Raw genomic sequence first — 25,398 nt, 5'->3', positions numbered from 1 at the left:
ATTGGACCATCGCCTCCGCCCCCAGACATATGCGATGTCGAAGACACGACAGACCGAACGAGGAAGAACATGACGGAAGAAACGACTGAGCTCGAGCAGCGTTCTTTCCGGGCCGATGTCGGCACGGACAAGGACGCGGCAACGGGGCCTGCGAAGAAGAAGCGCTGGAACTTCCAAAAGCCGGAGCTGAAGGCTCCTGTGGAGGGCGCGGTCCTCGAGGCGAAGTTCGACGGCTGGACCACGGCAAGGCGGGAGAAAAAGGCCGCGCATACGCCCGGGATGAAGAGCCGATCGGCACGTCGGGTCATCGGTATGGGTCTCGGTTGTGCACTGGTTGGCATGGCGGTGTTCAACAGCCTCGCGACCAGTGCTTTCGATCAGCAGAGCGCGAAGAACGCCGCCGAGATCGCCCAGCTGCAGGCCGCGGCCGGGCAGGCGCAAGAACAGCAGAGCGCGAAGCCGATCGACGCAGCGGCGATCGCCGCGCTCACTACACGCGCCTCGGAGGCAGCGACCAGGGTCGCCGAAGGACAGCAGGGCTATGCAGTTCTGTACGCCGCGATGAACAATGCGAAGAGCAGCGGTAACGGCACACCGAGTGCCGAGTCGCTGGCCGCGGTCCAGCATCGCAAGGATCTGGCCGCGGCCTGGGATACGGCGTCGTTCGTTGTCGATCCCAAGCTCGCCTACGTCTGGACCACGGTCCCCTACTTCTCGCGCGATCAGATCGATCCGCGGTTTCCCTGGTACGTCCGCTTCGACGGGCTCAAGGCATCGGATCCGAAGACGTACGCATGGAACGTCAAGTCGGTGATGCCCAAGCTCGACGCACCCGGCACTGTGCGCGTCGTGTGGGCGTGCGCGCAGCAGGACAGCACCGTGCTCGCCTGGGCCAGTGCGACTTACACCAACAAGACCGGGACGTTCAGCCAGCTCGATGTCGTGACCACGGCCAAGGGTGCCGAGCATCTGTCGATGACCGATGCGGCGAAGGCGGAGCTCCTGCCGGAGCTGACCGGAACAGGGAAGGGGGAATGACGATGGCCGAGATGATCGAAACGCCGGAGCAGACCCAGAAGCAGGGCTTCTCGTCGAGGAATCGCTGGGTGCTGGTGCTCGGTGCCATGGTGGCTGTCGGCGGATGCCTGGCGGGGATCAGCGCAGCGGACCAGTCGCAGGCAGTCGCATCACAGACTGCGCAGATCACACAGCTTCGGCAGGACGCCGCCAGCCGACAGGCGAAGATCGAGCAGACGACTGCCCAGAACGCTTCCCGGGCGCTGGGCGTGAGCGATTCTCGCGTGAAGAAGGACACGGTGGAAATCCAGCAGCTGCTGGCAATGGCGTTCAGGTGGAACTCCGGAAATGCCTACGAGACGGCCCGGGCGACGCTCAAGAGCCGCTTCGACCTCACCGAGGAGGACGCCTTCCTGCAGTCCTTCATGCCGCCGGCGCAGTTCAACCAGGACCGGTCGGGCAAGCGCTACTACTACTTGGACGCGATCGGCCTGAACTCGAAGCTCGGCAGCAACGTCGACATCGAGGTAGTCGAGGTGTCGGCGACGAACTACCGATATGCGGTCATGGCCGACACCGTGGTGGGCTCGAACGGACCCGCGGCGATCGACGCCCAGGGCAACCCGATGCCGAAACCGACTGCGACGAGGCGCGTGCTGATCCTCGTGACGACCGATGTCACCGGCAGGCTGACGCAGATGATCGGCTTCCCGGCGTCAGGCGAGACCCGGCAGTCGGGATGATTAAATAGTTATTCGACTGCCCTTCCGACTCGTCAACTGATACGATTATCCTCTTATTCGAGTTGAATCCTGATAGGGCGGAAAGAAGGTCGGGAATGACGCAGCAGACGTATCCGAAGCGGAGCTTAGGATCGGCGGCGGCCGAGGGGCCCAAGGCCGGCTTGCCGGTGGTGGTGTGGGCGATCGTGATCCGGGCAGCGACTTTGGTCGTCGACTACCTGCTGGTCATGGTGACCGCCGTCTGCATCATCCCGATGATCGGGCTCTACCTGCATCAGGCCTCGGGTGCCGCACAGAACGAGCTGACGACCAGCGGCACTGTGGCGCTGTGGATCGTCCCGCTCCTTTTCGTCGTGACGCTGCTCGCGGTTGCTGAGATCGCTCTGATGCGCTGGCTGTGGCGCGCGGGCAGCCGCCGGATCGCCTCGATCCGCGAGCACCGCGTAGCCCGGAGGACCAACGGCAAGTAACCGACCAAGAAGAGAGAAAGCGAAACCGATATGCGAATCGCAGGATTGGCGATGACCGATGTGTGGGCACACCGCGTGTTGCGCGAGCGAGGCGTTGAGACCACGCGCATCGAGAATGAGCAGGCGGACATCGTCGTGTTCGTCGAGACGATGGAACTGGCGCACCACGGACCCGAGCAGAACTTCAGGCCGTATCTGCACCTGAACGGCGAGCTGCGCGGCGTGCGACCGCATCGGCGACTGCCTTATGGCGTCGATGCGCTGACCTTCCCCACCGGGGGCGGCGAGACGGTGGATGTGTTCTACGAGTTCGACAACAAGCAGCTGGCGTTGCTGGCGAAGCGGGGGTACTTCTCCCCCGGCTTCACGGTGCCCGAACAGGTTGTCGGCATCGAATGGGAGCTGCCGGCCACGATGGACGCGATCGTGCTGGCCCCGGCCGGTGATCCGGCGCGCAGCACCGAGAGTGCCCCGGATGTTCCTGTGGTGTTCGTCAAGGTCCATGACCTTGGCAGTCTCGACGTCGACATGGAGTCCTCCGGCTACGACCTTGCCGAATACTTCGCGGACTTCTCGACCGATGGCGCACCGCATGTGGAGCCCCGGGTGGTCGAGGGACAGAGCCTGCGCCAGCGTTCGGGTGAGATGGCCACCCTGTTCGACGACGCCGACTTCGAGCACACGCAGGAAGCGACCAGCGTCGTTTCGGCCGAGCAGGGAGAGCCGGAAGCACAGGACGACATGAGTGCGCGCCTGCAGGCCGTCGCTGCCGAACTGGCCGCCGAGGAGGAGCAACTTCGTCTGGAGCGTGCTGCACAGGAGGGCACCCCGGAGAACACCTACCGTGAGCGGGTTGCCAGTGCCCTGGAGACGGTGGACGAGCCGGTCGCAGAAGCCTACGAGTCGGAGGACCTATTCTTCGACGACGAGGTCGCCTTGACCGCCCCGCCGGCACGGCCGACGTACGACCAGCTGAAGCGCAAAGTTGAGCACCGTGCTGCCGACCTGGAGCACGACGACACCGAGCTCGCGCACCACCGCTGAGCCATAGCAAACCCAGCGGAAGCACACGAAAACAGCGGCCCCGGCGCGTGGATGGTCCCACCGTCGGGGCCGCGGTCTTTATCGGATTAGCGGAACAGGAGCGACGGATATGGGTGCGAGGTCAACAATTGAAGAGCGCTTCTGGGTGAAGGTCGACACGTCCGGGGGCAATGACGCCTGTTGGCTCTGGACTGCGGCGAAGATCCCTGGTGGTTTCGGTTCATTTACTGCGCCAGAGGAGAACCTGGCGCATCGCTACTCGTGGTTCTTGCACCACGGCCCAATCGAGCGGGGCATGTTCGTCATCCAGATTTGCGAAAACAGTTCTTGTGTGAATCCACGGCATCTGGAACTAAGTGCAGAAAAATGTAAGAAAGTTGATCCTGCCGTCCGATTCTGGGTGAAGGTCGACCGTGCCGGGCCGGACGACTGCTGGTTCTGGACGAAGGCCTGCAATAAGCAGGGCTATGGGACCTTCAACTCGGGCGACGGAGTCATTGGCGCGCATCGCTGGTCCTGGGAGTCAGTGAATGGCCCGGTTCCGGAGAATCTTGTGCTCGATCATCTTTGCCGGGTGCACAACTGCGTGAACCCGGGGCATCTTGAGCCCGCGACCCAGGCTGTGAATGTTGAGCGTGCAGTCCCGTTCGGCGTCTACGGCTCGGCGAATCGCAGGAAGACGCATTGTCCGCAGGGACACTTGTACGACGACGAGAACACATACGTCTCGAAGGCGGGATCTCGCCACTGTCAGGTTTGCATCAAGGAGCGGCTTCGTCGTTCGCGAGAGGATCCTGAATTTCGCAGGTGGGGTCAAGAGAGTCAGCGTCGCACAAATCGACGGCCGAGGAACGAACGTCGATCTTATGTTCGGAGGAAAGGCAAGCCTTTCACAGAAACGGGTACGTCATGAATCTTCGAGCATCAGTGGTAATCGTCAACGAATTCAGCGTGCCACAGCCGGGCGGTAAGGGTTCTCGCGGAGGAACGCCAGGCGCTTACGTCGAGCGTTACATGGCACGAGCGGATGCCGTTGAAAGCCTCGCACCGATCCAGCGTCTTCGCACGGACGACTTCATTCTGAGGTACATGGCGCGCGAGATCGCGGTCGAACGTCCAGGTGTCACTCGGTCAGGGGCAAAAAATGCGATGAAGCAGGCGCAGGGTGAGGGTGGTGTGGCGTTTGGGTATGGTTCGGTCTCGCTTTCGGACGAGCAGCTCAGGGCGGCGTCCAAGGACATTCAGATGGGTTTTGAAAGCGGCAAAACAGTCTTCAAGACGGTACTTTCCTTCGACGAGGAGTATCTGAAGAAGCATGGCATCGTCGATGCGGACTTCCGCTGTGAGAATCGAGGCGACTATCGCGGGCATATCGATCAGATGAAGCTACGCATGGCGATTATGCACGGCCTGAACCGGATGAGCTCGGGGGCAAGCGGCTTCGACGACTTCAGGTATGTGGCGACTCTGCAGGTCGATACTGAGCATGTACATGCGCATATAGCTGGCTATGATGCAGGAACCGGTCGTCTCATGCCCAATGGGCAGCAGAAGGGCAAGCTCCTGGACCGGCACAAGTCCCGGCTGCGTCGGGGCGTCGACGCCTGGCTCGACGAGAAGCAAGCGGTGGCCCATCTCTCCAGCGCCGTCGGCTACGAGCGGCGAAACGTCACGACCTTCATCAAGCGCTGGGCTCACGAGCGGATGCGCGCAGAGTCACTCCCCCAGTTTCTGCTCGCATGCCTGCCCCCGGACCGCAGGCTCTGGCGTGCCGGCACCAACGACATGCGGATGCGCAAGGCCAATGAGATCGTCACGGAGCTCGTAACCGAGCAGCTCGGCCGCGCAGGATCGCCCATGCCAGCGGCCATGGAGAAGATCGTTGACTACGCGAACGAGCGGCGGGCGAAGGAGTCTCTGACCACGGATGCCTGGCAGCGTCTGGTCGATGCCGGACGAGCCCAGATCATTGAACGTGCCGTGAACGGCGTCTACCAGCTGGTGCGCGCGCTGCCGCCGGACGAGCTGAGGATCCGCACTCCCATGCTCGAGGTCATGGGGATGGACTATGAGCAGATGGCGGCGCTGGCGCACGATCGGCAGGATGCTGCCAGGCAGGAGACGGACAACGATCTGGTGTCGTTCGGATTCCGGCTGCGCAGTTACGCTTCGCGGCTGGATCATCACCGGGAGCGTGCGGCGGCATACCGGGACCTCATCCGGCAGTGGGAGAAGGCCGATGCCGCCGGCGTGGCGGTGGAGGACTCGCGACCCCTCTACGACTTCTATCGGTTCGAGGAGGAGTACCAGCGCCGGCTGATGGCGAAGTACCAGCACTTCCTGCCGTTCGTCGGCGACGAGCACGCCTGGTACGAGCAGCACAAGCAGGTCTCCGAATATGGGCAGCGCCTGCTGTCGCTGATGAGCCTTCGCCAGGACGTCTCCCTCCAGCGCATGAAGGAGGGTGAGGATGCAGAACGTCTGGGCCGGGAGATCTACGGCCAGCCAGGCGGACGACTGCTCACCGAAGGCGCAGGGGGCCGGGCGGTGCTCGATCATCGCATTGCGGCGATGCGCCGCTCTTACGACGCGCAGCTGGATGATCTGCGTGCGGATCTGGCAGCGTCGGGACTGGTGTTGCTGCCTGTGGCGACCAACACCGGGAAGCGCGGGCAGAACGTGCCGGCAGCGGCTGCTGAGGCGCTCTCACCTCTGGCGACCCGGATCGAGAAGGGCGCGGCGTACGACTTCGATGAGGTGAAGGCCCTGGACCTGCATCATCTGGGCTACGACTTCTTCTCGGACGCCGAGATCGGTGGCAAGGCTCGTCGGACGTTCGCTCTTGAAGCGCAGCACCGTCGACGGCTGCTCATCGGAGCGATGACCTATCTGGACGAATCCGGACAGGCCGAGGCCATCGCCGGACTTCCGGTGGACGACGTGGCGAGCATGACGAAGCTGGCAGCAAAGCTGGCTCGTGATGCAGCCGAGACAGGGGCCGGCCTTCTTCCGAGCCGGTTCGCAGAGCTTCGTGCCCAGCAGGAGATCGAGAAGACCCGACGACACGCCGTGACGTCCCTGGATGCCGGACTCGCGGTTCGGTTGCAGGGGCGGATCGACCAGGCGGCGATCGAGGCTACGAGTTCGTTCGATTACGAGGCAAACCGCGAACTGTACGGAGTCGGGTCGAGTCCTGCGGGCGACTGACACGCCATTCGATTCATCATTCAGAGTTGCATTCAGCTTTATTCAGTATTAGCCTTTGGATCATTCGCGGATGAGTCGAATGACACTGAAGCGGATGTGACAGATCAGTACCGACTCGTCACTCGAGTCGGGCAACGAAATTAAGGAGACAGATCATGGCACAGCTTCGGGGTCCGGGTTCGATGACCGGCGTCAACCTTCTCGCGAAGGTCTACGACAACGGCGTGACCAAGGACGGCAAGTTCCGCTTCGTCGACGCACAGATCGACGCCCGTGACCAGCGCGGTCCTGCGCAAACCAACCTGCACCTGACCTCCCAGCGGGTGACCGACAAGGACGGCAAGACCCGCTACAACAACGGCGCGGCCTACAGCACCGGTCAGTTCGAGGAGATCGTCAAGGCCGCAGGCCCGAACTTCGAGCCCATCACGAACAAGGATGGCGCGGAGATCGGCCGCATCTATGCCGTCAAGGCCAACGTGATGCCGTCGACCAAGGGCAACGGCCTGGTGCTCAACACCAAGTCCCTCGAGCAGTCCGACTTCAAGGTCGACGGCCAGACGCTCGACAACCAGTTCGAGTCCATGAAGGCAGCCAAGGAGGCCGCTGACGCCGCGAAGGCTTCCCAGGCCAAGGAGGCTCCTGACGCCGAGGCACAGGCGGAGGCCCCCGAGCAGAGCACCGACGTGCCGCTCTTCGAGGACGAGGAGCTCGGCGTCGGCTAGTCCGCACAGGGCTGAACGGCAGAGCACAGCACGCCTCATGAAAGGCCGCCGGATTGCGATCCGGGGGCCTTTCTGCTTCCCCATCACCGCCAGACAAGACAGAGAAGAGCAGAATCATGGCAGATCTCACGAGCTACCTCCTGGATACGGAGCTCAAGGCCGGGAGGCTGTATGGCATCAGGGGCACGGGCCGGGTGATCGGTGGCGCATCTGCCTCCACCGTGCGCTCGAAGGCCGTGCCCCGGACCGATGACGGCATCTACTGTGGTGCGCCGACTCCGGCGAGCGTCTCGAGCCAGGCCGGTCTCAGGGCTGCGGACGGGCCGAAGAGCGCCGCGCCGTCCTCTCCCCCGCCAGGCGCTCCTGGCCCAAGGTTCCGATGAGCCGAAGGCGCGGAAGAAGGTCCGGGCACCGACGGCACAGGAGATCTCCGCATTCGGCCGGCTCAGCCAGGCGGCTGTCGAGGGTGTCCGGACCGGTGCGCAGATCGCCAAGGCCACTCCGAGGCTCGGCCCGGTTGTCGGCGGCATCGCGGGCGGGGTGGTCGGTGTCGTGCGGGAAGCGGATACGAAGGTCACTGCGGACGCCGGGGTCATCGAAGCGGAGATCGTCGAGGATGAGCAGTCATCGAACCCGTTCGCGGCAGCCGAGGCACGGTTCGGCACGGCATCGGCAGGAAGCTCCGCTCCCCCGAAGTCGTCTGCAAGGACATCATGCCCTTTTCAGTACGAGGAGGAGAGGCAGAGCTGCGACTCTCCTCAGTTCGAATGAGCAGAGCGACGATTCGAAAGATCCCGCGGTTCACTACCCAGGGCCTTTCAAGCGCTTATTCTCCAGCAGTCCCATACGTCTATCGTGATAGGATTCGACTGATCTTCGAATGGAGCTTGAATGGAACGAAGGAGCGATCACGGATGTTCGCAGATGCCCGACCGAATGAGAACTACCCCCTACTGTCGCGACTGTCCGAACCGCTGAAGCCGGCGGAACGCGAGATCGTCGGCCGCGAGCGTGAGATCCAGCAGATGCTGGCGGGCATGGAGCGACCCGAGCTGTCGAATATCCTTCTGCTCGCGGAATCCGGTTCGGGCAAAGCAAATACGAACGACACACTGATTCCGGTGGCGGACGCGCGCGGCTTCGTGAAGATGGGCGACATTCAGATTGGGGACCAAGTCTTCGACGAGAAGGGGTGGCCCGTCACGGTCACAGGAGTGTTCCCCCAGGGTTCGCTGCCTGTGTTCCGCATGCATTTCACCGATGGGACCTCGCTGGATTGCAGCGACGAACACCTCTGGAACGTCCGCAGGTTCTCGCAGCATCATGCGAACAAGCCGTTCGACACGAAGTCCGTCCGGGAGATCCTGGACGACCCGCTCGGCATGCGAGTGCGCGACACGGGCACTCGTCAGTGGTATGTGCCCTGCAACGAGGCCGTGTGGCGTCCTAGGACGGCCCTTCCAGTTGATCCGTATGCGCTCGGTGCTCTCATTGGCGACGGCTCGTTGCTGGAGGATGCGCTGACGATCTCGTCGTCGGATCGCGATCTGGTTGAGCGCGTGGCATCGCTGATTGGTGCTGTCGGCGTCGAACAGCAGAAGGGGAATTACAACTGGAAGTTCCTCCGCGCAACACCCGATGGTCATGCGACGAAGTTTATTCAGATGCGCGAGCTTCAGGGTCTCGACGACGAGCTGACTCTCGTCTTCGGCCGTTCGAGCCTGACTCGCCGGATCCCGAAGGCATACCTGCTGGCGTCGATCGAACAGCGCTTTGAGCTCGTCCGCGGGCTCATGGATACCGACGGCAACGTCTCGGCGGACGGCCGGTTGCGCTGCACGTTTGCGACCAGCAATGAGGGTCTGGTCGAGGACGTCCGCGAACTGCTGTACAGCCTCGGTATCAAGACGACGCTGAACGTGGTCCACCGCAAAGCGAAGGTTGGCCGCACCGTGAAGGGGGGCGAGTCCTTCAACACGGAGTACACCGTGCGGCTGAAGATCGAGGACGGTCGCAAGCACGAGGTGTTCTGGCTGCAGCGGCACATTGACAAGATCGAGAAGCACATGCGCAGCGATCGGAAATTCGAGCGCGACTACGGTGACGTGGCGATCGACTGGATCGAGGACCTCGGGTACGACGCCGAGATGACCTGCATCATGGTCAATGGCGAGTCGCATCTTTATCAGGCCGGGCGCGAGCACATCGTCACGCACAATACCGCCCTGGTCCAGGCCACGATGCTCGAGGACCATAAGCGGCTCTATCTTGAGGTAGACCCTGCGCGCATGATCTCCGAGGCCGGCGACAGCAATCTCATGGCGGCGACGCTCAAGGGCTTCTTCGACGAGGCGGAGCGGTACGTCAAGCAGGAAGCACACGAGCTGGTGCTGTTCATCGACGAGTTCCACCAGATCGTGCAGCTTTCGGATGCCGCTGTCGAGGCGATCAAGCCGGTGCTGGCAGCGTCGGGCACCAGGGGTATCCGGGTGATCGCTGCGACGACCTACGACGAATTCCACATGCATGTCGCGCCGAATCAGCCATTGGTCGAGCGTCTTCAGCGCATCAGCCTCGCCCAGCCGGGCCGGGAGACGACGATCACGATCCTGCAGGGTGTGGCCGAGCGCTACGGCGTGGCCGAACAGTTCGTCGACGACCATCTCTTCCGTCAGATCTACGAGTACACCGAGCGCTACATGCCGGCGAGCTCGCAGCCGCGAAAGTCGATCCTGGTGCTCAACGCGATGGTCGGCTGGCACCGCCGGGGGCGGTCGATGAATCGCGACCTGCTCGCCGACGTGCTCCAGGAGTCGCTCAATGTCAACGTCTCCTTCAAGGTCGACGGTGCGAAGATCAAACAGCAGCTTGATGCGAAGGTGCTCAGCCAGGATCTGGCTACGAGAGCCGTGGCCCGCCGCCTGCAGCTTTCGGTGGCCGATCTGCAGAACCCGGGTCGGCCGATGGCCAGCCTGCTGTTCACCGGGTCGACCGGCGTTGGCAAATTTTGCGTGGATTCGACGCGGGTCCCGGTCTATTCGTGGGACCGCTCGGTCGCCTGGAAGCGGCATGGGGACCTTGTTCCGGGTGACTTCGTGTTCGGTCGCCACGGCCGTCCGGTCGAGGTTCTTGGTCACTTCCCCCAGGGCGTGCAGGACGTCTACCGGATCACACTGTGGGACGGCCGGACCCTCGATGTCGGTGGCCCGCACCAGTGGACGGTCTACACGGCAAAGCAGCGCTCGAAGAAGCATGCGGGCAAGGACGTCACCCCGATGACGCTGACGACACTGGAGATGCTCGAGCGCGGCGTTGTGCGCACGTACCCGGGCGACTCTCGCGAGCACCTGAAGTTCTTCATCCCGGCGAACGAGGCCGTCGACTGGCCGGACCAGGACTTGGACGTCGATCCGTACGTCCTCGGCGTGCTCATCGGCAACGGGTGCCTGACGCAGTCGCAGCTGACGCTCTCCTCCGATGTCGAAGATGCTGATCAGACCGTGTGGACGGTCGGCGAATGGCTGGGGTCCGAGCCGAAGAAGAGCGACGGCGGCTACAGCTGGCACTTTCCCGCTGGCTGGCAGCACCGCAACGGCCGCGGCGACGCGCTGCACCAGACCAAGGATGTGCTGGCCTCCGTGCCGGAGCTAATCGGTTCACACTCCGCCGATCGTCGGATTCCCGAGATCTACAAGCACGCGTCGGTCAAGCAGCGCTGGGAGCTGGTGCGCGGCCTGTTCGACACCGATGGCACGATCGACGGATCCAATGACCGGTTCAACGTGTCGTACTCGACCTTTTCCAAGGGGCTGGCCGAGGACGTGCGGGAGGTGCTGTTCTCGCTCGGAATGTCGAGTTCGCTGAACGCTTGGGAGCGCACGAGGGATGACGGCCGCGTTATGGTCGAGTACGACGTGCACGTGAAGGTCGGCAATGAGGACAAGGCCCAGTTCTTCGACCTCCCGCGTAAGTGCGGGATCAGCGAGCGGGCGGTGCTCGAGACCTCGGGCCGTGAACGGGTGAAGAAGTTCGACATGGTCGGCATCACGTCGATTGAGATGCTCGATCGACAGGAGAGTTCGTCGTGCATCTACGTGGCCGACGACGAGCACCTCTACCAAGCCGGCCAGTTCGTCGTCACACACAACACCGAGCTGACCAAGCAGCTCGCTCGCATCCTGTTCGGCGACGACCAGCGCCACCTGATCTGCTTCGACATGTCCGAGTTTGCCGAGGACTCCTCGCTGCAGCTGTTCCGCTCGGAGCTGACCAAGCGGGTGTGGGACCGGTCACATGCGGTCGTGCTGATCGACGAGGTCGAGAAGGCGTCGGCGATGGTGACGAGGCTCCTGCTGCAGGTGCTCGACGACGGCCGCCTGACGGACGACAACAACCGGCAGGTGAGCTTTCTCAATACGTACATTGTGCTCACCACGAACGCGGCCTCTGAGGTCTACAAGACGATCGCAGACTACGCCCCCGATGACACCGGCTCGGGCAAGGAGCTCATGGAGTACGAGAAGCTGATTCGGCGCTCGATCACGAAGACGCAGGCGGACAATCGCTTCCCGCCCGAGCTCTTGGGCCGAATTGACGCGATCGTCCCGTTCCAGCCCCTTTCGCTGGCGACGCAGCAGCAGATCGTGAAGAACAAGCTGCGCGAGCTGGTGCAGGAAGTGCATGTGAAGCACAACGTACGCGTGACAATCAATCCCCGCGTGCTGCAGTACCTGATCGAGGACCGCGGCGACACGGACTCCGATGCCGGCGGTGCGCGTGCGGCTGTGGCCAGGCTGACCAGCGAGGTCACCACGGAGGTTGCGACCTTCATCAACCAGTTCCCGGCAGAGCGTCGGATCGGAATCGACATCGAAGGCGAGATGGTCAGCGACCGGAAGGATCTGCGGACTTCCGATGCACATGTCGTGGTTTTCGCGATGCAGTGATGCCAGTGAGCCGAGCCGAGGAGACCCCCAGCCGCCTGATTCGACTGGGGGTCTTTGCTCATTCGATAGCCCATTGGATTGTTGCCTTCGATAGGTGCGGCAGACTATTCTGATAAACGAGGCGAATCGTGACTCACAACCGAAGGGATCGACAGGCATGAGCATTCTGACAGCACCGAAGAAGACTGAGAAAAAGGAGCGGCAGAAGAAGCCGGATGAACTCCTGGCATCGGTCGTGCGTGAGACGGCGGTCCCCGCGGCCGTTGAGCTGCTGCGCAGCAACGCACCGTTCGTCTTCCCCAGCGGCACCGCCTGGGCCATCCTGGTGCTCGCCGCCGAGCGAATCGGCGGACTGAGCCGCAAGCAGGGTCGTGATGAGGCCAAGGGCTCGCTCATCGAGCTCATCGAGGCAGACTCGATCTGCACGCTGGCAACCGCCGACATGCTTTCCGAGGAGGTCTTCGGAATCATCCCGACGACCGAGACCCTCGCGCGCATGGAGGAGTACTCGCTGCTGACCGCCCCGACGGCCGCTGACGGTAAGACGCCGCTCTACAGCTGGGCGGTCGTCTACCAGAACCAGAACGGCCTGCAGGTCGATCTGGTCGCAGACGCCACGTTCGCGATGGCGCTCGGCGTCTCCACGGGCTCGATCGTTCTCAAGGACGCCGTCGGCCGCGAGGCATGGGCGGCACACAGCGGTGAGACCGACGACGAGCCGACGGCTGAGGGAGATGCGGAGCTGGCGAAGACCAAGGTTGCTCCGGACGCCGGGGACGAGGGTGATCCCCTCTTCGAGGGTGCCTCCGATGCGGACGTCGACTTCGACGAGGAGCCGGCGTTCGGCGATGCGTTCGGCGAGACCGCAGACGAGGAGGCTGAAGCTCCGGCGTTCGAGGAGCACACCGATGCCGAAATCGAAGACGAGGACACCCAGCACGAGCACGCGGTGATCTTCGACGACGAGGACGAATACGACGGTTACGCCTCTCAGGGGTCCATGGAGAACATACCGGTCGACGACGAGCCCGTGGCCGATCAGGAGCAGGTGCGCAGCACCATCGCCCGGCGCTTCCTCACCGAGGATCTCGACCTGGAGGTGCGTCTCGACGAGTTCGCCACCTCGTTCGGGGTGGCCGCGCCGACGGTGCAGATCGCGGTCCCGGACGGTGCGAGCTCTTGGCTCGGCGATCAGATCGCCCAGCTCACCCGCCAGGCGAACGCGCAGCTGGCGAAGCTGCACGCGGACGGCGAGGCTGAGCTGCAGACCGAGTTCGTCAACCTCATGAGCTTGCATGCCGAGCAGGTCATGCGCGACGTGGCGATCGACCGTGAGGGCAGCGTTTACAAGGAGCTGACCACCGGAGCGAAGGCCGAGTACCGCGAGGCGCTGAGCGGAAAGGACGAGACCGCTCGGCAGGCTCAGGCCGAGATCGCCAAAGCGTTCGAGGCGGCCATTGCCCAGATCGGGCAGCAGGCGGCAACCCAAGCAGAAGTCCAATACCGCGAGCGGAACAGGGCCAAGATCCAGCGTGAGCAGCTCGAAGCCGTTGCCGCGATCGACGCGAAGATCGAGAACGACTACGCCCACACGCAGCAGGAAATCCTCGGGCTGCGCCGCAAGGATGCCGAGCGCCGCATGGCCATCGGCACGACCCGCATCTTCACGGTGCTCGCAGAGCGCCAGCAGGAGAACCTCGCGGCCGAGCGGGCACTGCTCGTGGAGCTGACGAGCGAGATCCAGCGCATCATCGACGAGAACCGTAAGAGCGACATCAGCCGCGCCGACGCCTTGGCCGAGGAGCAGTCACGCTTCGACCGGGTCGCGGCCCTCGAGCAGGAGCACTCGAAGATCGTCGAGCGTCTGCGCACCGAGCACACCGACCGCCTGCGCCGCACCGAGGACGAGTTTGAGAAGACTCGCCAGGCCACGATCGAGCAGATGCGGGTCCGTGACGAGGAGTGGCAGCACAACCTGAATCTGGAGAAGGAGAAGACGGCGTCGCAGACCAGCCGCGTGACCGATCTGCTTGCGCAGATGGACCACATGGGCGAGTCGTTCAAGAAGCAGTACGACGACCGGGTCAATGACCTGCAGGCCGACCGCCAGGCGTACATCAACGATCTGGAGCGGTCGAACCAGATGCAGGGCCGGCAGAACAAGCTGCTGACCACGCTGATGATCGCGATCGGGCTGGTCATGCTTGGTGCCGGCTTCATCGCCGGGGCGCTCCTCCTCTGATCAACAGCCCGTCGTCACGGCGGCGGGCGAACACACAGCACACAGCGACGACGGTGCGCGGCGGACACGCGAGCCGTTCCCCGGGCACCGTCGTCGTCTGCTTAACCGGAAAGACGAACGAAGGAGCGCACCATGGCGCGAGAGAAGCGGAAGGCGCGGCGACCCTCGGCAAGCAGCTGGGACAAGATCTCGGCTCGGGATGCCGGGCAGACGCTGACGAATCGGGACGTGCACGGCTCACAGCAGCTGGACCGCGGCGTCCGGCAGATGAAGAAGTCCAAGACGCCTGGCCTGGTCATGGGCATCGTCGTCGGCGCGGTCGTCACGCTCCTCGCCTGGGTCCTGTACTCGGTGATCGCCATGGCCCTGATGGGGCTGACCGGGGCGATCAACGGCGCAGGCACCGGAGGGAGCGCCGGCCCGAAGCAGTACTACCTGGAGTCGACAAGGACGGTCGAGGGTGGCGCGGTCGAGAAGTGCTACCAGCAGCTCGCCTCGAACGGACAGCCCGAGGGGACGTGCTACCCGGAGATAGCGAACGTACCTGTCCCCGACTGGTACACGGCAAAGCGCGCTTCGCAGGGTGAGGCCGGCAATCCTGGCACGAAGGCTGCCCACGCCGCGAACACCACGAGCCTGGGGGCGCAGCTTACCGACGTCACGCCCTTCAAGATGTTCCTCACCGTGGGCCTGGGCCTGCTGGTCGGTGTCGTGATCAGTGCGTGGTCCGCGAAGCGGGTCGACACCGCGAACCTCATGCACGACGACTCCGACATCAACTTCCACGACGACGATCAGCACATCGCGCTGCCCGAGGAGATCCAGCGCAAGTTCGACTGGTTCCCGGACGCCGGCGCGCACTCGGACGTGCAGGTCAGCTCGATGATCAGCCACATGATGCTGAAGCGGAAGGGGCTGCAGAATGTCGAGGTGTCCCGCCGGGCTGAAGCAGACATCATCGACCAGGACGGCAACGTCGTCTACTACAAGGGCGAGGCGATGGTCGACGACGACGGCAAGATCCTCTCGGATCTGCAGCCGATCATCGATGAGGCCTTCGGCGATGCGCTGTTCGAGGCGTCGGGCGTCCCCGATGACAAGACGCTGCGAAAGTGCTGGGACACGACGCAGATCCCCTACAACCCGGGGAACGCGAACCGCGACAAGCTCAAAGGCCCGGGCAAGGGCTACGGCACGGTGGCCGACCTCATCAAGAACGACTGGACGTTCCCGGATTACGAGATCCAACGTCCGGGCGGCGCGTACATCGTGGACACCGCGCCGGCGAACACGATGGTCCTGGCGATCACGCGAGGCGGAAAGGGGCAGACCTACATCGAGCCGATGATCGACATCTGGTCGCGGGAGAAGAAGCCCTCCAACATGGTCGTCAACGACCCCAAGGGCGAGCTGCTCGTCAACAACTACATTCCGCTGGTCAAGCGCGGATTCGAGCCGGTCCAGTTCAACCTCATCAACAGCATGAAGACCGACATCTACAACCCCTTGGGCCTTGCTGCCGACAAGGCGCGCGAGGGCGATATGACCAAGGCCGCGCTGTACGTCGGCAACATTGCGGAGGTCTTCTTCCCGACCGACGGCGGCGAGGATCCGGTGTGGCCCAATGCGGCGTCGAATGCGTTCAAGCGCATCCTCTACGGCCTCATCGACTTCTACATGGAGGAAGAGCGCGAACTGCGCAAGCGCGCAGCGGAGACCAAGATGGACCCCGCGACGCACGAGCAGAAGCTCGATGACATGTGGGGCAAGGTCACGCTCTACAACTCGTACCAGATGTTCGTGCAGCTGAGCTCGAAGAAGGTCAAGAACCCCGAGGCCGAGCTGGAGAAGAAGGTCAAGGCCGGCGAGTTCGAGGACCGGGAGGAAGAGCTCGAGGAGGCTCAGGCGGAGGCGCAGCGCCAGGCGTTCCTGTGGGAGGGCAAGGCCGAGCAGGATATGCTCACGCTCTACTTCAACGCGACCGAGGCCCTGCCGATGAACAGCATGCGCACGCTCATCGGCAACGCGCACAACGCCCTTCGGTCGATGGCCGGAGCCGAGAAGATGCTGGCGAGCGTCTACGGCATCGCCATCACCGGCATGAGCTTCTTCACCGACCCGACGATCTCGACGCTCACCTCGGGCAAGCCGTCGCAGAACACAGACCTTGCCGGTCTGTCGTTCCCTCGTCGCCTGGGCGTGCGTCTGGCGAACAACTACGTCAAGCGCGATCACCTCATCGGCAAGCAGGCTGTGTGGTCAGCGTACGGCGATCCGATGTTCCAGGAGAACCTGGGCGAGGACTTCGACCACGAGGAGATCGTGGGCCGAGAGGGCTGGGCACGCTACAACTTCAAGGGGAAGTTCCCCACGGACGAAGCCTGGCTCAAGCTGGAGCTTATCAACCCGCAGACCAAGATGCTCGTGCGTACGTTCTACTTCCACTTCCAGAAGAGCTACCAGCTCTCGCTCAACGGCCGGCACTACGTCATCGAGCCGGTCACCGGCAAGAAGATCGTGAAGAACGGCGTGCTGCGAGAGCTACGTCCGGTGCGAGATGGCCGCAAGCGGGACGGCGCGATCACCGGGTACAAGCCCGGTGACACGACGTACAAGGAAGAGCGCCTCGACCTCTCTGCCGGCGGTGCGCCCGAACGCGTCACGAGCGAGCTACGTGCGATCACGCAGACGATGGTCCGCTACAGCGAGTCACCCAAGGCAGTGTTTCTGGTGACACCTCCGCACCTGATGCAGTACGCCAAGCTGGTGCTCATCCTCGTCAAGCAACTCGTCGATGTCTCGTTCGACCAGTCCTACATGACGAAGAGCAACCAGAAGCCGCTGTACAGGACCCGGTACATGCTCGACGAACTGGGAAACCTGCAGTCGGAGGGCAAGGGCATCTCCGGCTTCGAGACAATGCTCTCGATCGGCCTCGGCCAGGAGCAGCAGTTCACTCTCATCCTGCAGACGCTCCAGCAGTTGCGCGACGTCTATGGTGAGAGCGTCGACAAAATTGTGCAGGGGAATTGTGTCCCGCTCCATACGAAGATCGCGACACCTACTGGCTGGACGACGATGGGCGAAATCGAGGTGGGAGACGAGCTCCTTACCCCGTTCGGCTCAGTGACCACGGTAACAGACAAGTACGCCGTCAAGGTCCGGCCGGTCTTTCGGTTGACTCTGCGGGACGGTTCGTCAGCCGAGGCTTGCCCCGATCACCTGTGGCCGGTGGCGCGATGGAAGTCAAGCATCAGGTACCTCGGCGGCAGGGGCGAGAACGGGAAGCGCCTGTATGTCGGGGCCGGACCTGATGGGGCGACGATGGAGCGCGTCGAGGAGATTATTAGCACTGAGGAGCTCAAAGCCCGCGTCGACAAGGGTCGACAGGTCGATCTGATCGTTATCGAGCCGGTCTTCTACCCGGCGGCGGAGCTGCCGGTTGACCCTTACGTCCTGGGTGCCATTCTGGGCGACGGGTACATCAACGCAGAGGGTGGGGTGTTCTTCTACAGCGCCGATCCCGAAGTCGTCGAGGAGGTTAGGCGCCGCGGCTACGCAGTCGTGCCGCGGAAGATCGACGAGGGTCGTTGCCCGAAGTACGTGATCAACGGCATTCGCAGGGAGATGCGTGAGCTCGGCGTGGCAGGTAAGCGGGCCTGGGAGAAGCTGATCCCCGATCAGTACCTCTACGGCTCGGTCGAGCAGCGTACCGATCTGCTGCGAGGCTTGATGGACACCGACGGCACGATCAGCGCCAACGGCGAGATGGAATTCTCCTCGGCCAGTCAGGAGCTTGCGATATGCGTGCAGACGCTCATCCGTTCGCTCGGTGGTCGGGTCGCAGTCAACGTCAAGGACAAGGTGTTCTACACCTCGCCGAACCAGGCGGAGCTCAAGCAGGCGCGGCCGGCATACCGGGTGCAGAACATCCGGCTTCCGCAGATCAACCCGTTTTGGTTGCCCCGCAAGGCCGCGCGCTGGCGCGACCGCACTCGTGGCTTCAACCGTGTGGTCTCGGTCGAGTACGTACGTGAAGACGAGGTGCAGTGCATCAGGGTCGCGGACGAGCGGCATCTTTACCTCGTCAACGATTTCATGCCGACGCACAACACCTCGAACATCGTGTTCCTGAAGAGCACCGACGATTCGATGATCGAGACGCTGGAGAAGATGTCGGGAAAGACGCATGTGTCCTACATCGACTCGAAGCAGATCAGCCAGGACCTGGACAAGATGATCGGAGGCCGGACGGAGGGGCGGGTCTCGTACACGAAGAGCACCGTAGAAGAGCCTCTGATCAAGTACAACAACATGGCGTTCATCCCCGAGCGCAACAGCATCGTCTTCCGTGCCGGCGACGCACCGGTCTGGAACAGGAACGAGACGATCCTGCCGATGTCGTACAAGCTGCTGCGCACCGACGCCAAGATGATCCACCCGGGCAACGACTACTCGCTGCAGACGATCCCGACGCTGAGCTCGGCGATGGAGTTCGACGTACGGATGAACCAGCCGGACTTCCAGAAGATGTTCTACAAGCGGCTGGGGCAGTCGGTGCACGCGGCCAACGCCAAGACCATCTATCAGGAGAGCTATGGCTACAAGGATGTCGACATCGCGCGTTTGGACCCCGACACCTACGCGGACGCGGTCATGGAGATCGTGCACATGCTGGCGAACGTGAAGGAGGGTAGGGACCCGCATGCACCGATCGAGGTGGATTCCGATGACTTCGCCTCGGCGATGATGTTCGACGAGGACCAGGTCGTGGAGAACGTGGAGGTCGCTGCGGCGGTCGCCGAAAAGGGTGCGCTGGCCGCTCAGCAGGCACGGAAGATCTACGCCGAGGGCACGATCAGCCAGGACATGCTCATCTCGCCGTCGGGTGCGGCGAAGATCAAGAGCCTGGACATCCAGATCACCGAGGCGTACAAGGCGGCACTGACGGAGCTGCATCAGGACCGGGACAACTTCTCGGTAGGGGGCGACGGCTCGCTGCGCAGCGCGGACGGTGCGTATGCGTACATCACGCCCACGCGTTCGGCCTCGTTCGCGGAGGCCGCGGCGAAGCTGAACGCGGCGGCGGAGGATGACGCTTCGCGAGTGTACGCCGACGAGGAGCTGAACGCCGAAGGCCTGCAGGCGCTGGCGACGGTGGAAATCTCGGCGAACTTCTACAAATTCCTGGCCTCGCTGCCGACATGGGAGCACCTGGCTGACGGCGCGTTCGACCGCGCGATGGCCCAGGAGATGCTCCGCGACGCCTGATCGGGCAGGAACGACAGCACCCGTGACCGGATCGATCACGGGTGCTGCTGTATCGGGAGGGTCCGACTACGATTCGAAAGCTTTTCTACTCGCATTGATCTCTATTTATTGTCGCATTCGGAATGGTCGAATAGGATCTATATGACAGTTATGATCCGATCACTCCAATGGAGGCGATAGATAGATGAAAAAGGGAAACGGCCTGCGACGTTACTTCTACGAGTACGTCACGTACGAGGCCATTCGACAGGCGCGCGAGCAGACGGGGCAGGTCATCCCGATCTCCCAGGCCAAGTGGATCCGCCAGCGGATGGATGAGCGTCTTTCCGAGGAGGGGATGTCGGTGGCTGACCACCGGCTGGGCGTCACCGCTCTGTTGACCGCGCTGGATGATTCGATCCAGGAGTCGGTAGCGAGCGCCGAGGCTGTGTTTACGGAGCACGCCACCGCGGATCCGCTCTTCCAGCGACTGCAGTCGCAGTTCATGCGTGAGGTCGGCCTGGGTGAGCATGCCAAGGGTGCTGCGGCTCTGCCGATCAGCCCCTACGACCCGGAGTGGTCGCAGCGAGCGACGGTCAAGAACATCGGCACGTCGCTGGCGTATCTCCCGGATCAGACGATCAACGAGATCCTCGACGGCGAGACGAGCCGTGCCGCCGATGTCGACCACGGGCAGATGATGCTGTGGGTCGTCGACGCCGAGGGCCAGATGGTCGAGGCTGGACCGGCGATGACCGACGAGGACGCCTCCGGCCTCACCGCGTTGCGCGATTCGATGAGCCTCAAGGAGTACGAGCAGGTTCGCAAGTGGGCGATCGACGGAGGCCGCGACCCGCGTACCAACCGGATTGACCGAAACCGCTTCATGTCCACGGCAGCACTCGAACGTTCCCTGGCGATGCTGCGTGAGCTGCAGGCCCAGGGCCTCGACTACGAGGTGCTGCGCGACCGGAACCCCGGCCAGCTCAAGGCCCGGATCGTCAGCACCGGAATGGAGATCCGCCTCACCGAGCCGCGTGAGCGCGAGGACTACGCCGGCGCGATGATCTACGACAACGGCGCGATCGTGCGGTACTCCACGAACCACAAGGTCGGTAAGGACGCGGCGGTCTACTCCCCCACGCCCGCCGAGGCCGTGGATCTCCTGCGCTTTGCGCAGGGTCAGGCTGTTGCACGGCAGGACCGGCCTGAACTGCCTGTCGGGACACTCGGCCCGACACACACGGAAATGATCCGGGCTACGGCCAAGAGCCCGCTCGAGCCCACGGAGGTCGAAGACAACTACCACGGCGCGAAGGACTCGATGTTCGCCGTAAGGGAGTATCGAGTGCCCGGTGAGCGCCCGCGCGAGGGTTCACTGGTGATGCTCCGCCGCGAAGGCAAGGAGCGCACGATTCCGGAGTTCTACAACCCCACCGAGGGCGGTCGGGCGGCAGCGGAGGAGTACATGGCCACGGCCGTGCGGACGGCGCGTGAGAATCTCGCGGCCTCGCTCGACGTCGACGGTCTCATCGCCTCGTTCGAGGAGCAGCGTGCCGAAGGCCTGAACATCGTCGAATTCGAGATCCCCGCGCTCTCCAGCGACCCCGAGGCTGCCGCGATCCAGCGATCCTATTGGGACGTGCTCGTCGGACAGCGCGCTCACCTGCTGCGGCCCGGCGCGACGCAGGAGATGTACGAGGAGCGCCTCGGGATGATCGGCGAGCTCCAGGTCGGTGACGGCAGCGAGTCGCTCGATTCCGGCAATCTCGTCTACGGCGGCACGCCGGAAGAGACGGTGCGCGCCCACGCGGACGAAGTGCTCGATGAGCTCGTGGGCACCTGGGAGCCGGAGATCCGTGTTGTCGGTGACGAAATGCTGGACCAGCGCTTCGATCCGATGCGCGTTGCCCGCTTCATGACCAGCGCCAAGGGGCAGTGGTCGAACCTCGACGATCTGGCAGCGGCTCTGCGCCGTGCCGAGATCGATCCGAGCGAGATGATAGGCGTCGGCTTCCAGACCGACCGTTTCAAGGACCGCCTGGTTCGCTTCGACGAGCAGACGGCGACGCCAATCGACGCGCACGAATCTCCGTTCATCCGCCGGATCGGCGAGACCGTGTGGGCCAGCCTGGCCCGCAACGCCACGGAGCCTACGGAGGTGCTCATCGACGACCAGGGCGTCCTTCGCTGGACGGCAGAGAAGATGCGCCGAAACGGCTCGACCTCAGAGGTGACCGGCCAGATCGGTCAGGTTTTTGATGTCGGCGAGCACGGCGAGATCGTGACGCGCTTCGTCGGCGGCGACAACGGACTCATCGTGCCCGGCTACGAGGCCCGCATCGCGGCCCAGCTGCCCGGCGAGACGAAGACTGTCGAGGAGCGCACGCTTCTGCGCGGCTACGAGCAGGCGATGACCGAGCGCATCGAGTACCAGATCGCCAACGACCTGCTGACGAACCGCAGCGAGGCCGGCGAGGGCTCGAGCCTGAACCGCGTGTACTCGCAGCTGTACGGCACGAAGCACCCGCTCGACTTCATCGAGCGTTCGCTGGATGCCGAGGGCCAGCTCGATTCGTGGACGGCGTCGATCCTGGCGACCGAGGCGAAGCGCGTGCGGTACAGCAACGGCATCAAGCAGGGTTCGACCGTGTACGCCGAGTACCAGGCGACCAAGAACGAAGCAGACGCCGCCGACGACAACCACTTTGACGCCTGGAAGCTGACCGGCGGCCGCAACATGGCCGTGCTCACAGGCACGGACCAGAACGGCATCGCCGCGCCTGCCGGCTACTTCGATCCGGTGATGACCGGCGGAGCGACCAACCAGGGCATCGTGCGCTACCTCACCGAGGACGCCCAGGTCTCCCCCGATGGCCGGATCGTCCCGGGCGACCCGGCTGTTCTGTCGGGTGCACGCGCACCGCTGATGAACAGGCCGGAGCTGGAGACGCTGCGTTACGACCCGTTCGACCGCCAGCAGATGACGGCCTCGACGCTCATGCAGTCCTCCAAGATCACGACGCCCACTGGTACGGCGATGATGACCTTCGGCGGGTGGACTGCCGACGACCCGATCGTCATCAGCCGCGAGTTCGCCGAAGCGAATCAGATCCGCGGTGCCGGCGGCGAGCTGCGCTCCCTCGTGGTCGGCGACAAGCTCTCGGACCTACATGGCAACAAGGGCGCCGTGTCGCTGGTCGTTTACCGGGACATGCCGCTTGCGGAGGCCGAGGCGCTGGATCTGGAGAAGGAGGTCGCCTGGTTCAAGGCCAACCCCGGCATGGACGTGGTGATGAGCCCGTTCTCATTGATCTCGCGCCGCAACGCCGGTTCGGGACGAGAGCTGATGAACGGCGAGGTCGCGGATCTCGTGGCACCCGATGGCGCCGTGCATGCCGGTTCGCGGGGTCAGATGCAGTTCATCGTTACGCACATGGCTGTCGACGAAAAGACGAAGGTCTACGACGACGAGGCGGTGCTCTCCGGCAAGGGCCGGAAGGCTTCTTCCCAGCTGGCCTGGGCGCTGGGTGCGCAGGACTGCCCGGCGATCATGCGTGAGTTCTACGGTCACAACAGCGGAGCCGAGGCGAACCTGCGCGAGTTCATGCTCAGTGTCGGGCTCGACATGGAATCGGACGGCACGCTGCGCGTCGTCGGCCGCGACGAGGACCACAGGGGTCTGAGCCATGAAGCCGTCGACGAGCGGCCCGAGCGCCGCTTCTTTCCGATGCCCGAGCTCGCGCGCACCGAGAAGGGCGTGGTGCTCATCTCGACGATGCGCAAGACCTTCGGCCAGCTCATCGGAGACAAGGGCGGCGACCTGGAGATCCCGTTCCCGCTGAAGTACCCCACCGGCGAACAGACCGAGCAGGTCACGGCGTCGTCGTGGAAGATGCCGGTGCTCTCCTCGCATCTTCGCTCCGGTCAGGAGTTCGAGGACGGCAGCTCGGTCACGCACGACTACACGAACCGCTACCTCGACGTCCATGAGCAGGCCTGCCGGTACCGCGCCGCGCAGGAGAAGCTCGCGGCCGGCCAGGTGACGCAGCGCGTGCGCCAGGAGCTGACCGAGGAGATGAGCAAGGCGGCGTCCCATGCGCAGCGGAAGTTCGAGTCGATCACGGCCGACCTTGAGCAGCGCGTGTTCTCCGGCAAGCACAACGCCTTCAAGTCCGGGCTCATGAGCTCGCGCCTCTCCGACTCGGCCACGGCTGTGTGGACCGCGGACCCACGTATGGACATCGATCAGGTGGCGCTCTCGCCTGTCATGGCCGAACAGCTGGGGCTCGCCGAAGGCGACCACGCACTGATCTGGCGCGATCCCGTGCTGCGTGACGCGGGCCTGCGCTACATGCGCGTGGCGATCGACGAGCGGCTCACGGGCGTCGCGATCAACCCGGTCATGGACCAGTGCTTCGACGGCGACTTCGACGGCGACGCGGTTGCGGTCGTGAAGCTGCACAGCGAAGCGGCCAAGCAGGAAGCGATGGAGAAGCTCTCCGTGCCGGCGAACCTGCTGGACACGGGCGTCGTGAAGAACGGTGAGCACCCGCTGGCCATGCAGGTCTCGCTCGATACGCAGGTCGCCGTATGGAAGAACCCGGAGATTGCATCCGATTTGACGAGCACGACTCGGGAGGCGAACAGGCTGCGGTTCGTCGATGATCCCGAGGATCTTGCTACAGGTCGCGAGGTGATCACCGAAGAGCTGAGTGCCATCTACCGGGATGCGCAGCGGAACGAGTTCGGCACGGCCCTGCGTTTCGACGACCTGCAGTCGCACTTGAACAGTGTGCGCGACGTCTGCGTGGTCACCGGGGCCAAGGGCAACCGGCAGAAGCTCATGGACTACGCCCGCTACCTCGGCGGACGCAGCGGCCGTTCCGGAATCAACCAGCAGGACCAGGAGGCGTCGATGTTCGCCACCGCGATCAAGTCCCACGGCACCGGTCTCGGCGGCTCGTACTCGCAGCGCGCCGTCCGGGCGTTGCGGAACGTGGACCTCAAGGCCGTGCTCGAGGTGACCTACCCGGTCACCCAGAGCATCCTCCAGGCCAAGCATGACGCGCGCGAGGCCAAACACAAGTACGAGATGCTCCAGGGTCCAGGTCGCGATCTGTGGCGCGGGCGTCTGCTCGAGCACCTTGGCCCGGGCCAGTGGCGTCCGGTCTTCGAGGATGGCGAGCCAGTGCAGGCCACGAAGGAGCAGTGGGCGGCGCAGTTCATCGAGTTCTACAACGCGAAGGACGGCTTCAACGTCACGGTCAACCCCGAGTACGTCGAGCGGGTGGCCCAGGCTCTTGCCGATCCGAAGACGGGACGTGTGCGCAACCTGGAGGTCGACACGTCGCTGCAGGGTTCGCTGATGGACCGAATGGCCTACGGCGGCACGCTGGAGGACCTGATCACCGCCGCGGACAACCACGAGAACCTCTACGACGGCGAGAAGAACGAGCAATTCTGCTCGGCTCCGACCCGCCGCGCGCGGGCACTCTCGACAGAGCAGCTGCTGGATATGAGCCAGGAGCACAGCGCCGAGCAGGCCATCGCCGACGCGCTGATCAAGCGGGACGTCTTGGCGGAGAGCCACATCGGTGCACATGCCCGCGGCGACCGCCGCCGGTCGCAGCATGCAGTCGTTGTGGGATCCACGCGGCAGGCACGTACGACGGCGCAGACGTACCGGCCGTCGATCGACATTGAGCCCGTGAACACGGACTCGGACACCGACTACGAGATGGGGAGCTGAGA

Annotated in this window: 12 protein-coding genes; all 12 read left to right on the top strand. The window is 63.8% G+C overall.

Translation table 11 applies throughout. The annotated features are described in order from the left end of the window. Nucleotides 1-69 precede the first annotated feature (69 nt). The 12 genes from QRN59_RS10390 to QRN59_RS10340 all read left to right on the top strand — a co-directional run bounded on the left by QRN59_RS10390 (nucleotide 70) and on the right by QRN59_RS10340 (nucleotide 25,396). Entirely contained in the window at nucleotides 70-1,038 is a 969-nt protein-coding gene (locus QRN59_RS10390; RefSeq protein WP_284982433.1) for a hypothetical protein, read from the top strand. Next, nucleotides 1,035-1,760 carry a hypothetical protein gene (locus tag QRN59_RS10385; protein ID WP_284982432.1) on the top strand — a complete coding sequence of 242 codons (726 nt, stop codon included), beginning with the start codon at nucleotides 1,035-1,037 and terminating at the stop codon, nucleotides 1,758-1,760. The genes QRN59_RS10390 and QRN59_RS10385 overlap by 4 nt, the downstream gene beginning before the upstream one ends. 95 nt (nucleotides 1,761-1,855) lie before the next feature. Next, nucleotides 1,856-2,230 (top strand): hypothetical protein, encoded by a 375-nt coding sequence (locus QRN59_RS10380; protein ID WP_284982431.1) that lies wholly within the window; start codon nucleotides 1,856-1,858, stop codon nucleotides 2,228-2,230. 51 nt (nucleotides 2,231-2,281) lie between these two features. Next, nucleotides 2,282-3,274, top strand: a complete 993-nt coding sequence (locus QRN59_RS10375) for a hypothetical protein (RefSeq protein WP_284982430.1) — start codon at nucleotides 2,282-2,284, stop codon at nucleotides 3,272-3,274. A 109-nt stretch (nucleotides 3,275-3,383) separates the two neighbouring features. Beyond that, nucleotides 3,384-4,187, top strand: a complete 804-nt coding sequence (locus QRN59_RS24535; RefSeq protein ID WP_350225228.1) for an HNH endonuclease signature motif containing protein — start codon at nucleotides 3,384-3,386, stop codon at nucleotides 4,185-4,187. Next, entirely contained in the window at nucleotides 4,184-6,481 is a 2,298-nt protein-coding gene (mobL, locus tag QRN59_RS10370; protein ID WP_284982429.1) for a relaxase MobL, read from the top strand. The genes QRN59_RS24535 and mobL overlap by 4 nt, the downstream gene beginning before the upstream one ends. A 155-nt stretch (nucleotides 6,482-6,636) precedes the next feature. After that, nucleotides 6,637-7,206: a hypothetical protein gene (locus tag QRN59_RS10365; protein WP_284982428.1), complete on the top strand. Its 570-nt coding sequence runs from the start codon at nucleotides 6,637-6,639 to the stop codon at nucleotides 7,204-7,206. A gap of 249 nt (nucleotides 7,207-7,455) precedes the next feature. Next, entirely contained in the window at nucleotides 7,456-7,977 is a 522-nt protein-coding gene (locus QRN59_RS10360) for a hypothetical protein (RefSeq protein ID WP_284982427.1), read from the top strand. 143 nt (nucleotides 7,978-8,120) lie between these two features. Continuing rightward, entirely contained in the window at nucleotides 8,121-12,152 is a 4,032-nt protein-coding gene (locus tag QRN59_RS10355; protein ID WP_284982426.1) for an AAA family ATPase, read from the top strand. A 157-nt stretch (nucleotides 12,153-12,309) separates the two neighbouring features. Continuing rightward, entirely contained in the window at nucleotides 12,310-14,394 is a 2,085-nt protein-coding gene (locus QRN59_RS10350) for a coiled-coil domain-containing protein (RefSeq protein WP_284982425.1), read from the top strand. Nucleotides 14,395-14,526: 132 nt separating this feature from the next. Beyond that, nucleotides 14,527-19,665, top strand: coding sequence for a type IV secretory system conjugative DNA transfer family protein (locus tag QRN59_RS10345; protein ID WP_284982424.1), 5,139 nt, complete (start codon nucleotides 14,527-14,529; stop codon nucleotides 19,663-19,665). Between the two features lie 184 nt (nucleotides 19,666-19,849). Then, nucleotides 19,850-25,396 carry a hypothetical protein gene (locus QRN59_RS10340; RefSeq protein ID WP_284982423.1) on the top strand — a complete coding sequence of 1,849 codons (5,547 nt, stop codon included), beginning with the start codon at nucleotides 19,850-19,852 and terminating at the stop codon, nucleotides 25,394-25,396. Nucleotides 25,397-25,398 lie beyond the last annotated feature (2 nt).

It is taken from the genome of Arthrobacter sp. efr-133-TYG-118, from assembly GCF_030209755.1.
In the GTDB taxonomy this organism is placed as follows: domain Bacteria; phylum Actinomycetota; class Actinomycetes; order Actinomycetales; family Micrococcaceae; genus Arthrobacter.
The sequence above is the reverse complement of the archived record's forward strand: the minus strand, read 5'-3'. Positions and strand labels throughout refer to the sequence as shown.